Origin of the sequence: Paraburkholderia elongata, assembly GCF_013177735.1 — a bacterium.
Classification (GTDB): domain Bacteria; phylum Pseudomonadota; class Gammaproteobacteria; order Burkholderiales; family Burkholderiaceae; genus Paraburkholderia; species Paraburkholderia elongata.
In genome coordinates, this window is record NZ_WOEZ01000140.1 from 1 (window position 1) to 14,140 (window position 14,140).

The 14,140-nt window shown below is 61.2% G+C and carries 15 protein-coding genes; 8 read left to right on the forward strand and 7 right to left on the reverse strand.

The window, feature by feature from the left end:
• On the forward strand, window positions 1-774 hold the full coding sequence (locus tag GNZ13_RS25475; RefSeq protein ID WP_236002183.1) for a carbonic anhydrase family protein: 774 nt from the start codon (window positions 1-3) through the stop codon (window positions 772-774).
• Between the two features lie 41 nt (window positions 775-815).
• On the opposite strand, the gene GNZ13_RS25480 is transcribed toward GNZ13_RS25475, so the two are convergent.
• Entirely contained in the window at window positions 816-1,493 is a 678-nt protein-coding gene (locus GNZ13_RS25480) for a response regulator transcription factor (RefSeq protein WP_172169519.1), read from the reverse strand.
• Window positions 1,494-1,653: 160 nt separating this feature from the next.
• On the opposite strand from GNZ13_RS25480, the gene GNZ13_RS25485 reads away from it, so the two are divergent.
• Both GNZ13_RS25485 and GNZ13_RS25490 read left to right on the forward strand, forming a co-directional pair.
• Window positions 1,654-2,337 carry a response regulator transcription factor gene (locus tag GNZ13_RS25485; protein ID WP_172169522.1) on the forward strand — a complete coding sequence of 228 codons (684 nt, stop codon included), beginning with the start codon at window positions 1,654-1,656 and terminating at the stop codon, window positions 2,335-2,337.
• The gene (locus tag GNZ13_RS25490) at window positions 2,324-3,679 is read left to right on the forward strand and encodes a sensor histidine kinase (RefSeq protein ID WP_172169525.1); all 1,356 of its coding nucleotides are present in this window, start codon (window positions 2,324-2,326) and stop codon (window positions 3,677-3,679) included. The genes GNZ13_RS25485 and GNZ13_RS25490 overlap by 14 nt, the downstream gene beginning before the upstream one ends.
• Before the next feature lie 54 nt (window positions 3,680-3,733).
• Here the strand turns inward: GNZ13_RS25490 and GNZ13_RS25495 are convergent, their stop codons facing one another.
• From GNZ13_RS25495 to GNZ13_RS25510, 4 genes are read right to left on the reverse strand one after another with little or no spacing between them, the layout of a single operon-like run.
• Window positions 3,734-4,432, reverse strand: coding sequence for a response regulator (locus tag GNZ13_RS25495; RefSeq protein WP_172169528.1), 699 nt, complete (start codon window positions 4,430-4,432; stop codon window positions 3,734-3,736).
• Window positions 4,433-4,457: 25 nt separating this feature from the next.
• Window positions 4,458-5,840, reverse strand: coding sequence for a sensor histidine kinase (locus tag GNZ13_RS25500; protein ID WP_172169531.1), 1,383 nt, complete (start codon window positions 5,838-5,840; stop codon window positions 4,458-4,460).
• A gap of 37 nt (window positions 5,841-5,877) precedes the next feature.
• On the reverse strand, window positions 5,878-7,272 hold the full coding sequence (locus tag GNZ13_RS25505) for a sensor histidine kinase (RefSeq protein ID WP_172169534.1): 1,395 nt from the start codon (window positions 7,270-7,272) through the stop codon (window positions 5,878-5,880).
• Window positions 7,262-7,939, reverse strand: a complete 678-nt coding sequence (locus GNZ13_RS25510) for a response regulator (RefSeq protein ID WP_172169537.1) — start codon at window positions 7,937-7,939, stop codon at window positions 7,262-7,264. The genes GNZ13_RS25505 and GNZ13_RS25510 overlap by 11 nt, the downstream gene beginning before the upstream one ends.
• A gap of 283 nt (window positions 7,940-8,222) precedes the next feature.
• Between GNZ13_RS25510 and GNZ13_RS25515 the strand changes: the two genes are divergently transcribed.
• The 5 genes from GNZ13_RS25515 to GNZ13_RS25535 all read left to right on the forward strand — a co-directional run bounded on the left by GNZ13_RS25515 (window position 8,223) and on the right by GNZ13_RS25535 (window position 13,249).
• On the forward strand, window positions 8,223-9,242 hold the full coding sequence (locus GNZ13_RS25515) for an ABC transporter substrate-binding protein (protein ID WP_172169541.1): 1,020 nt from the start codon (window positions 8,223-8,225) through the stop codon (window positions 9,240-9,242).
• 39 nt (window positions 9,243-9,281) lie between these two features.
• Window positions 9,282-10,076: an ABC transporter ATP-binding protein gene (locus GNZ13_RS25520; protein ID WP_097395642.1), complete on the forward strand. Its 795-nt coding sequence runs from the start codon at window positions 9,282-9,284 to the stop codon at window positions 10,074-10,076.
• A 16-nt stretch (window positions 10,077-10,092) separates the two neighbouring features.
• Window positions 10,093-10,956, forward strand: coding sequence for an ABC transporter permease (locus GNZ13_RS25525; protein WP_172169544.1), 864 nt, complete (start codon window positions 10,093-10,095; stop codon window positions 10,954-10,956).
• A 223-nt stretch (window positions 10,957-11,179) separates the two neighbouring features.
• A complete protein-coding gene (locus tag GNZ13_RS25530) occupies window positions 11,180-12,754 on the forward strand; it encodes an alkaline phosphatase family protein (protein ID WP_172169547.1) in 1,575 nt (524 codons plus the stop codon).
• Window positions 12,755-12,931: 177 nt separating this feature from the next.
• The gene (locus tag GNZ13_RS25535; RefSeq protein WP_172169550.1) at window positions 12,932-13,249 is read left to right on the forward strand and encodes a DUF4148 domain-containing protein; all 318 of its coding nucleotides are present in this window, start codon (window positions 12,932-12,934) and stop codon (window positions 13,247-13,249) included.
• A gap of 312 nt (window positions 13,250-13,561) precedes the next feature.
• Here GNZ13_RS25535 and GNZ13_RS25540 read toward each other — a convergent pair whose 3' ends face one another.
• On the reverse strand, window positions 13,562-13,810 hold the full coding sequence (locus GNZ13_RS25540; protein WP_054035535.1) for a hypothetical protein: 249 nt from the start codon (window positions 13,808-13,810) through the stop codon (window positions 13,562-13,564).
• A gap of 116 nt (window positions 13,811-13,926) precedes the next feature.
• Window positions 13,927-14,115 (reverse strand): hypothetical protein, encoded by a 189-nt coding sequence (locus tag GNZ13_RS25545; RefSeq protein ID WP_172169553.1) that lies wholly within the window; start codon window positions 14,113-14,115, stop codon window positions 13,927-13,929.
• Between the last annotated feature and the right edge of the window lie 25 nt (window positions 14,116-14,140).

Below are 14,140 nucleotides of genomic sequence, written 5' to 3' on the forward strand. Positions count from 1 at the left end.
TTGCGGTTGTTTACGGAGAATGATATGCACCAGAAAACTGATTGTTGTCCGGCCGACTCCTCCAATGTTGGAAGACGTACCGTACTGAAGACTGCCCTGAGCGTCGCAGCCGTTGGGCTGGCGGGAAGCATGGGGGGCGTTGAATCGGCTTACGCGGCGGCGCTATCGAAGTCTGAGCGAGACAAGTTGACACCGGACCAGATTATCGAGAACCTGAAGCAGGGAAATCGACGTTTCCGTTTGGGGAAAATGCTGCCTCACGATTATTTGGCGCAAAAGAAAGCTACTGCCGGCGGGCAATATCCGGCGGCGGTGATCTTGAGTTGCATTGACTCCCGGGCTCCGGCCGAGATTATCCTTGATACTAGAATTGGAGATACTTTTAACGCGCGTATCGCGGGCAATATCGCTAATGAGGATCTCATTGGAAGCCTGGAGTTTGCTTGTGCGGCGGCCGGCGCTAAAGTTATATTGGTTATGGGGCACACCGGATGCGGGGCAATCAAGGGTGCCATTGATCACGTTGAACTGGGAAACCTGACGGGTCTCCTGGCCAAGATCAGACCGGCTGTGGATGAAACGCAATACTCTGGTGACAGAAGCAGTAAGAATTATGAGTTTGTCGATGCGGTGGCGAAAACCAATGTTCGACGCACGATCGACGCAATACGAAATGGCAGTAACGTACTGGCCCCGATGGAGAAGGATGGAAAAGTAAAAATTGTTGGAGCGATGTACCACCTAGACGGTGGGGTCGTCGAATTCCTGGTCTGAAAATGGACGTGGCACAGGGAATCCATGTCGCCGAACACCGCCTAAGGTGCCGGGTTCAGCACATAACCCGCGCCCACCACGGTATGAATCAGCGCCACCGGAAAATCGCGATCCACCTTCGCCCGCAGCCGATGCATGTGCATATCGATGATATTGCCGCGCGGCTCGAAATCGTAATTCCACGCCGCCTCGAGCAGCATGCTGCGCGTCACGACCTGGCCCTCGCGACGCGCCAGGCATTCGAGCAACAGAAACTCGCGATGCTGCAGGCGCAGATCGCGGCCGCCGCGCGTCGCGGTTCGCGCCCGGGTGTCGAGCACCAGATCCGCGCATTCGAGCCGCTCGCTCATCCTGCTGCGATCCGCGCGCCGCGCGAGCGCCTCGATTCTGGCCAGCACCTCGACGAAGGCATACGGCTTCATGAGGTAATCGTCGCAACCGGCGCGGATGCCCTCCACGCGTTCGTTCAGCCCGCCAACTGCTGACAGCATCAGCACCGGCGTGGTATCGCCACCGGCGCGCAATTGCCGCACGAGGGCGACGCCGTCGAGCGCCGGCAGGAGCCGATCGGTCACAATCACGTCGTAAATGCCCTCCCGCGCGTAGGCGAGCCCGGTCGCACCGTCGGCCACGGTGTCGACAATGAGACCGCTTTCACTCAAGCCACGCGCCAGAAAATGGCTGGCGCGCGTATCGTCTTCGACCAGCAGGATTCGCATACGCTAAACAGGGTGATGGGGCCTACATTAAAATTTTTTCATGTTGGCGCGAAACGCCTGTGCAGCTTCGCGCGGCATACTTCGGAACATCGTAGGTACGAACGTAGTGTAAACGGCCGGCTCGCACCGGCTCGCGGCGCGCTCACTTCTGGAAAAACGCATGTCGAACGTATTGGTCGTCGAAGACGACGAGCAAACCCTCGCGGAGATCGTTGAAGCGCTGACCGATCACGGCTGCAAGGTGCAGACCGCGAGTACGGGCCGCGACGGTTTGATGCTTGCGGTCGCCAACAGTTATGACGCCATCGTGCTCGATCGCATGTTGCCGGGCGGACTCGAAGGGCTCGGCATGCTGGCGGCGTTGCGCAGCGCCGGTGTGCTCACGCCGGTGTTGATTCTGAGCGCGCTCTCCGCGGTCGACGAACGTGTGCGCGGTCTGCGCGCCGGCGGCGACGACTATCTGACCAAGCCGTTCGAATTCATCGAGCTGACCGCCCGGCTCGACGCACTGATGCGCCGGCGCGAAGCGGCGCCCGGTGTGCAGGAATATCAGGTCGGCCCGTTGCGTCTCGACCCGCTCAAGCGCGAAGTGAGCTGCGCGGGCCGTCCGGTGCCGCTCCTGCCACGCGAATACCGGCTGCTCGAATACCTGATGCAGCATGAGGGCCAGGTGGTGAGCCGCACCATGCTGTTCGAAGCGGTATGGGATTACCGGCTCGACGAGCGGACCAATGTGATCGACGTGCATATCAGCCGCCTGAGAAAGAAGCTGGACCCGGACGGGACAGCTCCGATGATCGATACCGTGCGCGGTTCGGGATACATGCTCCATGCGCCTGACTGACCTGCACCGCACCACCGGCTTTCGCCTCGCCACGCTGTTCCTGATGCTGTTCGGCGTGATCGCGATACTGCTGTTCGGCTACCTGTATCGCGAGATCACCGGTTTCGAACAGGAGCGCATCGACGACTGGCTGATGCGCGAGCACGCACAGTTGCAACGCGAAGCACCGGACGAGCTGGTCGCGCGATTCGAACATCAAAACCAGTTCGATCCGCGCCACCAGCGCCCGTTCGGTCTGTTCGACGCTACCGGCAAACATCTTGCCGGCGGCTACGCGGGCGATCAGCCGGTTATCCCTGTTTTCGACCAACCGTTTTCCATGCGGCTCGCAAAGCTGCCCGGCCACCCGCCCGGCCGATGCATCGCCGCACGCGTGCCCGATAGCCGCATCGTGTTGCAATGCCAGAACACCCGCGAGCTCGACCACTTCGACGAAGAGCTGCTGCACGCGCTGCTTTCCACCGCCATGATCACGCTCGTAATCGGCCTGGTCGGGGCGAGCCTTATCGGCATTTCAGCAATGCGGCGGCTCGACGCGGTGACCGCCTCGATCGAGGAAATCGTCGCCGGCAATCTCAGCAGGCGTTTGCCGATGCATTCGAAACGCGACGACGTCGATCGCCTGGTCGGCGTCGTGAACGGCATGCTCGACGAAATCGAGCGGCTCATGAACGAGGTCAAAGGCGTGTGCGATGCGATTGCACATGATCTGCGCACGCCGCTCACCCGAATGCTCGCTGGACTCGAACGTGCGCAACGGCGCGCCAAAACCGAACCGGAGTATCGCGCGGCAATCGATGAAACCATCGTCGAGACTAGTGGGCTGCTGCGCACCTTCAACGCGCTGCTGCGCATTTCGGAAATCGAAAGCGGCGTGCGCCGCGCGGGATTCACAACGGTCGATCTGGCCGCCGTTGCCGATGACGTGTTCGAGTTCTACGATCCGACTGCCGAAGACAAGCAGATCGCCTTCGAACTGCAGCGAACGGTATCGGGGCTGCTCGACATCCAGGGCGATCCGAACCTGCTATTCGAGGCGCTGGCGAATCTGGTGGAAAACGCCATCAAGTTCGCGCCGTACGGCGGCCATGTGCGGATCACCGTGTTCCGCGACAAGACCGGCGCGGGCGTCACCGTTTCGGACAACGGGCCGGGCATTGCATCCACCGAACAGCAAGCCGTGCTGCGGCGCTTTTATCGCGGTGAGGCGAGCCGTCACACGCCTGGCAGCGGGCTCGGCCTGAGCCTTGCGCTGGCGGTGGCCGGCATGCACGGCATGTCGATCCGTTTCAAGGACGCAGCGCCGGGCTGCGAAGTCATACTGTGCAAACCAAACGAATAACACCGCGTGCATGTTCGATGCACACCGAGCGATTCACAGCTGCGCCAAAGGGCATTACGACGCCTCGGCAAACCGTTCGCACGACTCTTCTTCGCGCAGGATGTAGCCGAGGCCGCGCAAGGTCATGATCTTCGCGCTGGAACTTGCAAGATGCTTGCGCAAGCGGTGAATGTAGATGTCGATGGCATCGGCGCTGGGTTCGTCGTCGAGCGTGAAGACCTTGTCCATCAACGTGGACTTTGAGACCGTCTTGCCCTGCTTCAGTATTAGCGTTTCGAGAATGGCGTGTTCGCGCCGCCGCAACGGCATGGGTTCGTTTTGTAGTACGAACTCGCGGGAATCGAACAGATAGCGCAGATCGCCGCAGTCGATCGACTGGCCCTTGTCGCCGGCCGCCTGGCGGCGGATCAGCGCCTTGATGCGCGCCACCAGCTCGCGCGCGTCGAAGGGTTTGACGACATAGTCGTCCGCGCCGGCCGAGAAGCAGGCTACTTTGTCGTCGGTCGAGCCGTTGGCGGTGAGCATCAGCACCGGCACGTTGTCGCGTTTGCGGCGCAGTCGCGCCAGCACGTCCTTGCCGCCAATGCCCGGCAGCCGCAGATCGAGCAGCACCGCGTCGTAGCACTGCAAGCCGAGCAGCGTCTCCGCCCGCTCGCCGTCCTGCGCCCAGTCAATTGCGAAATTCTCGACCTGCATCAGGTTCATCACCCAGCGCGCGAGGTCAGCGTCGTCTTCAACGAGCAGCAGTTTCATAAGTATCTCCTGATGTGGCCGCGCATCAAACCGCCGCCGACCATAGTCGCATCTCGACGGTGGCGATCAGGCCGACACCGTCCTCTCCCGGCTCGAGCGTGACCGTGCCACCCTGCCGGTGGGCAATCTCGCGCACGATCGGCAAGCCGAGGCCGGTTCCTTCGGCGTGACTCGACGCACGATAGAAACGCTCGAACACGCGCGCCCTCGCTTCGGCTTTGAGACCCGGTCCATTGTCGATCACGCGCACGATAGCCCTGTCATTGCTGCGCTCCGTATGCACAGTGACGCGGCCGCCGGGTTGCGTATAGCGCAACGCGTTGTCGACGAGATTGGTCACGAGCGCCGCGGTCAACGCCTCGTCGCCGGTCACGTATAAACCGTCTTCCAGTTCCGCGCCCAGATCGATTGCACGCGACTGCGCGAATGCAATCAGTTCCTCCAGCACACCCGCGATCAACGCGCTCAGATCGACCCGTTCGCGCGTATTGGAGGGCGCCGCGGACTCGGCCTGGGCGAGCAGCAACAGTTTGTTGGTCAAGGTGGTCAGCTTGCGGCTGCTTTTATGCATGCCGGCCAGTGCTTCGGTGAGCGGCACGTCCCGATTCTCACGTTGCCGCGCGAACTGGATCTGCGCAACCAGCAGCGCGAGCGGCGTGCGCAACTGATGCGCGGCATCGGAGATGAATTGCCGCTGGGTCGCGGCCTGCTGGCCCATGCGCGCGATGCACTGGTTGATCGCTTCGACGATAGGCCTTAATTCCACATGCAAGCGCGCCACGCGTATCGGTTCAAGTTGCGACGCGTTGCGATCGGCGACGTCGTCTTTCACCTTCATCAACGGCCGCAATTCGAAGGTCAGCCCGAGATAGACGAACACCATCGCGAGCACCAGCGTGAGCACCTCGCCGAATAGTTGCGGACGCAACAGACGCCACACCATGGCATCGCGCGAGCCTTCCGTCTTCGCGACCGCTACGACGACTTCTTCGGTGCGGCCCGAGTCGTATAGCTGCCGCACGTAAGTAGCCGCGCGCACGGCGCGGCCGTCCGCGAGATGGGTGGAATAGACCATGGGGACGTCGCCCGCGCCGCGCGGCACCGGCAACTCGAGACTGCCGGCCAGCAGGCGGCGGCCGCTCGCTTCGACGCGATAGAACACACTGTCCTGTTCCGGCGACTCGAACAGCTCGAGCGCGGCCGGCGGAATCTGGACCGACACGTTGCCGTTATCCCAGTCGATGTCCTCGCCAATGATGCGTATCGACGATAGCAATGCGTTGTCCTGAACCAGGTCGGCCGTGGTTTGCGCGTTGCGATACGAAATCATGCCGGAAATGGAAACGAAGGCCGCCAGTGGCAGCAAGAGCCACCACAGCAAGCGTCCGCGCAAACTGCCTGAAAACACGATTTGTCGTTCCTCTCTTCTGGATGAAGCAGCTGATTTACCCGGGCTGAGGTCCTTCCGTCGCCGCACGCGGAAACGAGACAGTCATGTGTACGCCTTTTCCGCCTTCACCCGGCTTCAGCACGATCTCCCCGTGGTGCGCGTCCGCGATTTCGCGCACGATGGCGAGGCCCAGCCCCGTTCCTTCCGTATCCGCCGACGCCCGGAAAAACGGCTCGAACACACGGCTGCGCGACTCGGCCGGAATGCCGGGGCCGTCGTCCAGCACCGACACGGCAACCGAATCGGCGTGTGCGCTGACCGCTACCGTGACGTGGCCGCCACTGCCGGTATAGCGGATCGCGTTCTCCGCGAGATTGGCGATCAGCGCCTGAAGCAGGCCCCGATGCCCAGCCACCGGCGCGGGGCCGCTCAGTTCCGCGCCGAGATCGATGTCCCGAGCCTGCGCGAGCAGCGCCAGATCTTCCACCACTTCCATTGCCAGCGGCACCAGATCCACCGTTTCCACCGCCAGTTGCGTGTTGTCGGCGGCCTCGGCCTGCGCCAGCAACAGCAGCTTGTTGGTGAGTCCGACCATCGATCGGTTGCTGCGATGCATCGCGGCGAGCGCTTCGTCGAGCGCGGGATTCAGACCGTCCTGCTGGCGCGCGAACTGCAACTGCGTGCCGAGCAGCGTGAGCGGCGTGCGCAACTGGTGCGCGGCGTCGGCGATAAAACGCCGTTGTGCGGCCACCTGCACGCCGAGCCGCGCGATACATTGATTGATCGCTTCGACGATGGGCCGCAACTCGGTATGCAGGCGCTCGACGCGAATTGGCTCAAGCTGCATGGGGTCGCGGTCGGCGACTTCTTCCTTCACCTTCATTAGCGGCCGCAACTCGAAAGTGAGGCCGATGCAGGCCAGCGCGACCGCCAGCACGATCATCTCGATCTGCCGCACGAGTTGCGGCTGCCACAATTGCTGCGCCATCGCGTCGCGCGAGCGCACCGTCTTGCCCACTGTCACCCGTACGCGGCGCGTCGCGCCGTTGTCGTACATCAGGCGCACGAGGCCCACCGCACGCACGGACTGGCCGTGGAGGTCGGCGTCGTAGTAATCGGCCGTGTCGGGCGAAAGCGCCGAGCGCTGTGGAAAATCCGGCGTGCCCGCCAGCAGGCGGCCATCGTCGACCCGCACGCTGTAAAACGCCTGATCGCGATATGGCGACACGAACACTTCTAGCGCGGCGGGCGGCACGTCCACGCGCAGAAAACCGTCCACCCATTCCACTTCACCAGCGATCATCCGCGCCGACGAGATAAGCTGGTTGTCCTGCACCAGATCCGCCGTGTGCCGCGCGTTGTCGTACTCGGCTTTGCCGGTGACGAACACATATAGCGCGAGCGGCACCAGCAGCCACCACAGCAGGCGCATGCGCAGGCTATTGGTCATCTTCTTTCTTGCGCAGCAGGTAACCCAGCCCACGCAACGTGACGATCGCTGCCGAACTGCCGTCGAGCTTCTTGCGCAGCCGCGAAATGTAGATTTCGACCGCGTCTTCGCTCGGCTCGTCAGCGAGCGTGAAGATCGCGTCGACCAGCGCCGGTTTTGTCACCGTCTTGCCCAAACGCAGGATCAGCGTTTCGAGCACCGAGCGCTCGCGCGGCGTGACGTTCAGCGGCGCGCCCTTCAGCGTGAACTGGCGCGTGTCGATGTCGAACGAGAGATCGCCGCACACCACCTCGCTGGAATTCGACGGCGACTGACGCCGGATCGCCACCTTGATCCGCGCAACCAGCTCGCGCACTTCGAAAGGCTTGACCAGGTAGTCGTCCGCGCCGGCGCCGAGCAGTTCCACTTTTTCGTCGATGGAGCCGCTCGCCGTGAGGATCAGCACCGGCGTGGCGTCACCGCGCTGGCGCAGACGGCGCAGCACGTTCTTGCCCGACAGCTTCGGCAGATTCAGGTCGAGCAGGATCACGTCGTAGTGATTGGTGCGCAGCAAGCGGTCGGCGGAGTCGCCGTCCTGCACGGCGTCGAGCGCGAACGCCTCCTGCTCCAGCATCTTCGCGAGCCAGTGCGCCAGCGTGGGGTTGTCTTCGATAAGCAGCAGCTTCATGGCGGGGGCGGCGAAATAGGCAACTCAATGCGCGGCAAAAGTCAGGACGCCGATTGTGCCGTAAAACAAGGGCTTTGCGCGCGGCTTGCGTAGTTTGTGGCACACGTTGTGGGGTTTTCCTAGGGGTGGCGGACCCGTTGCGGTGGATTATCGGGTTAACACCCATGAATTGCCCCAGGCCTCGAAAGCTGCCAGAAGGTTTCCGATTTCTATAATCCCCGTCATTCATCCAGAAAGCGCCGCATCCGCACATCGCGGCGACCAAACCTAAGGAGACTGCTTCATGCGTACCTTGCGCCAGATTGCCGCTGTGTCAGGTGTTGCGTTCACCCTTGCCGCCGCTTCGGCCGCGGCTCACGCCGAGAAGCTGACGATCATGGTCGGCGGCGCCACCAAGATCATCTATCTGCCGGCCAAGCTCACGGAGCAACTCGGCTACTTCAAGGACGAAGGCCTCGACGTCGAAATCCTCTCGCAACCGGCCGGCGTGGATGCGGAAAACGAACTGCTCGCAGGCGCGGTGCAAGGCGTGGTGGGCTTCTACGATCACACCATCGACCTGCAGAGCAAGGGCAAGGAAGTCCAGGCGCTGGTGATTTTCGGTCAGGTGCCGGGTGAAGTGGAAATGGTCTCCACCAAGGCCTCCGAAACGTTCAAGAGCATGGCCGACTCGAAGGGCAAGACGCTGGGCGTGACCGGCCTCGGCTCGTCGACCAGCTTCCTCACGCAATACCTCGCGCAACGCGCGGGCGTGCCGTCCACGCAATACACGCTGCTGCCGGTTGGCGCGGACAACAGCTTTATCGCGGCCATCAAGCAGAACCGCATCGACGCGGGCATGACCACCGAGCCGACCGTCTCGCAACTGCTTAAGACCGGCGACGCCAAGGTGCTGGTCGACATGCGCACGGTGGAAGGCACGCGCGCCGCTTTGGGCGGCACGTATCCGGCTTCGAGCTTCTACGTGCAGCGCGCATGGGCCGAGTCGCACAAGGACGACGCCGCGAAACTCGCGCACGCGTTCGCGAAGACGCTGAACTTCATCGCGACGCATAGCGCCGAAGAGATCGCCGCGAAGATGCCGAAGGACTACTACGGCAACAACAAGGACCTGTACGTCGGCGCGCTGAAGGCGTCGCTGCCGATGTTCACGAAGGACGGCAAGATGCCCGCCGACGGCCCGGACACTGTTCTGAAGGTGTTGTCGGCATTCAATCCTTCGGTGAAGGGTAAGCATATCGACCTCGCCAAGACCTACTCCAACGACTACGTGTCGTCAGCGGTCAAGACCGCGGCGAAGTAACGCCCTTTCAACATCAAGAGAACTGCGAGGCACCAGCCGATGAATCAACCTATGTCCCGCGATACGCCCGCCATCGAGATGCGCAACGTATCGTGCCGTTTCATTTCTCCGGACGGCAAAGCGACGATCGCGTTGCGCGACTTCAGCATGTCGGTCGCGCGCGGCGAATTCGTCGCGGTTGTCGGTCCGACGGGCTGCGGCAAGTCGACCACGCTCAGCATGATCACCGGCTTGCTGAAGCCGACCACCGGCGAAGTGCGTGTGATGGGCGCGCCGGTGGACGGCATCGATCCGCGTATCGGCTTCGTGTTTCAGGCCGACGCCGTGTTCCCGTGGCGCTCGGTGATCGACAACGTCGCGGCCGGCCCGCTGTATCGCGGCCGTTCGAAATCCGCCGCCTACGACGAAGCCAACGAATGGCTGCGCCGCGTGGGCCTCGACAAGTTCGGCAAGCACTATCCGCATCAACTGTCCGGCGGCATGAGAAAGCGCGTGGCGCTTGCGCAAACCTTCATCAACAAGCCGGAAATCCTGCTGATGGACGAGCCATTCTCGGCGCTCGACATGCAGACGCGCACGCTGATGCAGGACGAACTGCTGCAACTGTGGGGCGGCGCCGGCTCGGTGGTGTTCGTCACGCACGATCTGGAAGAAGCGATTGCGCTCGCCGACCGTGTGTTCGTGCTGACGGCACGCCCGGCCACGCTGAAGAAAGTGTACGAAATCGATCTGCCGCGTCCGCGCGTCACGTCGGAGGTTCGTTACGACCCGCGTTTCATCGAAATCTCGCGCGACATCTGGCATGACCTGCGCGAAGAAGTGCAGATCGGTTAATCAAGGAACGGCAAATATGTCTACTACCCCTCAACAAACGATGCCTTCGGGCATCGATCCCGCGACGCTCGCCCAGGTCGAGCGTGTCGCGCAAAAACGTATCCGGCAACGCCATGCGCTGGTGATCTCGCTGCGCATTATCGTGCTGGTGGTTGTGCTCGGCGGGTGGGAACTGTCCGCACGCCTGAAATGGATCGATCCGTTCTTCTTCTCGATGCCGACCGCGATTTTCAATCAGATCATCGACTGGTTCGTGAACGGCACATCGCAAGGTCCATTGCTTACGCAGGTCTGGGTCACGCTGGAAGAAACCGGTCTTGGCTTCATCATCGGTTCAGTGGCGGGCGTGTTCTGCGGCATCGTGCTCGGCCGCAACAAGCTGCTGTCCGACGTATTCAGCCTGTACATCAAGATCGCCAATTCGATTCCGCGCGTGGTGCTCGGCTCGATCTTCGTGATTTCGCTCGGTCTTGGCATGGCTTCGAAGGTGGCGCTGGCGGTGGTGATGGTGTTCTTCGTCGTGTTCGCCAATGCGTTCCAGGGCGTGCGTGAAGCGGACCGCTACATGATCGCGAATGCGCAGATTCTGGGTGCGTCGCGCCGTCAGGTGACGACTTCAGTGGTGATCCCGTCGGCGTTGAGCTGGATTCTTGCCAGCTTGCACGTGAGCTTCGGCTTTGCGTTGGTCGGTGCGGTGGTGGGCGAGTTCCTCGGCTCGAAGCAAGGTATCGGTCTGCTGATCTCCACTGCGCAAGGTGCGTTCAATGCAAGCGGTGTGTTTGCGGCAATGATCGTGTTGGCCGTGGTCGCGCTGGCTGCGGACTATCTGTTGACGACGGTCGAACAGCGGCTGTTGAAGTGGCGGCCTGCAGCAGTTTGAGTTGACCGTCAGGTCGTATAGAAAGAAAGGGCGCCGTCGGCGCCCTTTTTTCGTTCCGCTTTGTTTGTTCCGCCTCGCACTCATTCAGCATAACGGATCGAAGCACAACACACTTTCGCAATGGCGCGTTTTGCGCTACGTTTGCAACGCTGGCATCACCTGATCGAGCTGACACGGAAGTACGCACAAAAAATCCATCCAATCCCCTGCTGGAGCGTTGAATATGAGTGACGTCCACGACGGCGAAGCGGCAGCAAGCGAGGCAAACACGTCAAAGGCGGCAACTGCGGCGAACGCGCCGAAGGACCGGATCGAACATGTCGTCCTGCTGTTGATGGAAAATCATTCCTTCGATCAGATGCTCGGCTGTCTGGACGAAGTGCACGCCGGTCTGGATGGAATACGCAACGCCGCGTCAAAGTCCAACGACGACGGTAAAGGCCATACATTCTTCCCTCAGGCGACGCAAGAGCGGCAGATGCAGCACGATCCGGATCACGGACACGAGGCTGTGCTGGCCCAGATCACGGGAAACAACGGCGGCTTCGTTCGATCGTTCGCGAACGACTACCCGAAGAGCACCCTCGCCGCGCGGCAAGACATCATGGGTTATTACCCGCGCGGTTTTCTCCCGGCATTACACACGCTCGGCGAGCAATTCACCGTGTGTGACAAGTGGTTTTCGTCGTTGCCCGGCCCAACCTGGCCGAATCGGTATTTCGCGCTGACGGGCACGTCGATGGGTGAAGTGGGGATGCCCGTGGGACTCGACGCCCTGAATCCGAGGTGGTACACGGAGCAAAACCAGGACACGATTTTCGACCGCCTGAATGACGGAGAGAAAACGTGGAAGATCTACTTCTACGACTTTCCGGCGTCGCTGCTGCTGAAAAACCAGCGTCGAGCGAAGAACCTCGCAAATTACCGGCGTTTCGACACATTCTTCGACGATGCGGCCGGCCCCGCGAACGAGTTTCCGGAGTTCGTTCTCATCGAACCGAAATACTTCGGTGAAGCACAGAACGACGACCATCCGCCGCACAACATCATGAAGGCGGAGAAGCTGATCGCCGACACCTACAATGCGTTGCGTTCCAATCAGGCATTGTGGGAAAGCACACTGTTAGTCATCCTGTACGACGAGCACGGTGGTTTCTTCGACCATGTGCCTCCGCCGTCGAACGCGGTAGCGCCCGACGAACACACGGACAGTTTCGACTTCACCCAACTCGGCGTGCGTGTGCCCGCCATTCTCGTCTCTCCATGGTGCGATAGAGGCGTGTGCCATACACAATTCGATCATTGCAGCCTGCTGAAATACCTCTGCGACAAGTGGGACCTTGCACCGCTCGGCAACCGCACGCAGGCCGCGGCAAGCGTCGGACTGGCGATCCGCTCTACAGGAATGGCCCGGACCGATACGGCGCCTTTTATCCGCGTGACCAATCAATCGCTGATTGCGGAGCACGTCGACCTGGAAAGAAAGTCGTCGAACAGCAATCAGCATGGACTCCATCATTTCGCGGACCACTTGCACGCAGAATTGGATAAATTGGCCGCGGATCTGGTGGAGTCGGCTTCGCGCCTCGCGCTTACCGAGACGGGGTGGGTTCGGTTAAAGAGCGCGCTCGGTTCCGCGATGATGCGTTTTGGGCAGTGGCTCAGCAAAGACTTCTATCAAGCCCGAGATGATCGTGAAGCGCGCACCGCGCAGGCATTCACGCGGCTGTCGCAGTCCGCAGAGGTCCCTGCGAAGACGCCGCAAGACGGCGCCCCGGTCGCAGCATCGCGCTCGTAGCAAGCCGTGCGCGCAAGGGCTCATCAATTGAAGTTCCCTTCTTTTATCTCAAATCTCGCAACAAACCTTACCTGAATTGCTGATTACTCCGGCCAGATCGCAAAACTACAATGCAATCACTGACTACGAACAAGAACGTTCGTAGCAAGATAAAGACCGAACTGGAGGTAGTTCATCATGAAATCGCTGATTCAAGCCGTTGTTATCGCGACTGTGCTGGCCGCTCCCGTTGCCTCGTTTGCGCAGTCCAACCAGCCCGTGACCCGCGCTCAGGTGCGTGCAGAATTGATTCAACTCGAAAAGGCCGGCTACGAGCCGGGCCGTGCCGACCCGTACTACCCGGCTGACATTCAGGCCGCGCAAGCCCGTGTCGCTGCGCAAAACGGTACCGCGCAATCCGCGGAAAGCGGTTACGGCGGTGCGGTGAGCGGCTCGTCGCAGTCGGGCCACCCGGTTCCGGCGAACGGTCCGAAGTCGGTTTACTTCGGCAACTAAGCTGCTAACTGCCCAGGCAACCCAGCGGGCAACTGAGCTGGCGAGCAGGCCGGCAACCCAGCTGTCCAGCGAAACGATCCGCAGAGGCCCCGCCCTTTGCCCTGTCGGCCGCTAAGCGCGCAAAACACCCGCGCGCTCTGATTCAAACGAACTGGCCCGCGACCGAGCATCCCCGATCGCGGGCCAGTTCTGTATTCGATACCTCCGTCATCGGGCTCCCGATGACTTCGCCCGGACCTTCACGGTCTGGGCGCTTTTTCTTTATGTAGTGTTACGCCCCGTTGAAGCCTCAGTGATGCCAGGCTGCTTGCGTCATTCGCGAGCGATCAGATCGCCCACTTGGCCACGCCCCGTGACAAGGCAGCTCGACAGGAAATTTTCGCCCTGGCTGCTGGCCCCGGCGTCACCGAAGCCTTTTTTCAACGCGTTCGACTTGACCAGTTCCGCGCCCTGGTGGCACGTTATTGTTCCCATTTCCCCCGCTTGTGCGCGCATCAGCGCCCTATCTGCCATCAGATAGCCAAGCAACAACACCACGGCAATATTGAACGCTTGTCTCATGGACCGTCTCCTCTTTTGAAGAGACTAACGCGAACTATCAATGCAGGATGCTAGGGGTTTCCCGATTCGGGGCTATTCAATGATGCGGATTAAGTTAAGGGGTACTGCCACGTGAATCAGCTATGCGGCATGGCTGGATCAGGCTTGTTCCGTAGAAAGCGGAATTGCCGGATGCCACGTTGCATGCGTTTCGCATTCTGCTCGAACAGCAGGTACGCCGTGAACGCATATACGTAGCAGATAATCAGCATGGTCACGAACACCAGCGCGCCCCGGCCGTCGAACGGGATGCGCTGGCCGAACATGATCGCCACTACCATGGATAACTAA

Excerpts from the sequence above, each read along its gene's own strand:
- GNZ13_RS25540 (WP_054035535.1), bottom strand. The coding sequence starts at position 13,810 with ATGAGACAAGCGTTCAATATTGCCGTGGTGTTGTTGCTTGGCTATCTG.
- GNZ13_RS25515 (WP_172169541.1), top strand. The coding sequence starts at position 8,223 with ATGCGTACCTTGCGCCAGATTGCCGCTGTGTCAGGTGTTGCGTTCACC.
- GNZ13_RS25480 (WP_172169519.1), bottom strand. The coding sequence starts at position 1,493 with ATGCGAATCCTGCTGGTCGAAGACGATACGCGCGCCAGCCATTTTCTG.
- GNZ13_RS25495 (WP_172169528.1), bottom strand. The coding sequence starts at position 4,432 with ATGAAACTGCTGCTCGTTGAAGACGACGCTGACCTCGCGCGCTGGGTG.
- GNZ13_RS25490 (WP_172169525.1), top strand. The coding sequence starts at position 2,324 with ATGCGCCTGACTGACCTGCACCGCACCACCGGCTTTCGCCTCGCCACG.
- GNZ13_RS25520 (WP_097395642.1), top strand. The coding sequence starts at position 9,282 with ATGAATCAACCTATGTCCCGCGATACGCCCGCCATCGAGATGCGCAAC.
- GNZ13_RS25530 (WP_172169547.1), top strand. The coding sequence starts at position 11,180 with ATGAGTGACGTCCACGACGGCGAAGCGGCAGCAAGCGAGGCAAACACG.
- GNZ13_RS25535 (WP_172169550.1), top strand. The coding sequence starts at position 12,932 with ATGAAATCGCTGATTCAAGCCGTTGTTATCGCGACTGTGCTGGCCGCT.
- GNZ13_RS25510 (WP_172169537.1), bottom strand. The coding sequence starts at position 7,939 with ATGAAGCTGCTGCTTATCGAAGACAACCCCACGCTGGCGCACTGGCTC.
- GNZ13_RS25545 (WP_172169553.1), bottom strand. The coding sequence starts at position 14,115 with ATGTTCGGCCAGCGCATCCCGTTCGACGGCCGGGGCGCGCTGGTGTTC.
- GNZ13_RS25525 (WP_172169544.1), top strand. The coding sequence starts at position 10,093 with ATGTCTACTACCCCTCAACAAACGATGCCTTCGGGCATCGATCCCGCG.
- GNZ13_RS25505 (WP_172169534.1), bottom strand. The coding sequence starts at position 7,272 with ATGACCAATAGCCTGCGCATGCGCCTGCTGTGGTGGCTGCTGGTGCCG.
- GNZ13_RS25485 (WP_172169522.1), top strand. The coding sequence starts at position 1,654 with ATGTCGAACGTATTGGTCGTCGAAGACGACGAGCAAACCCTCGCGGAG.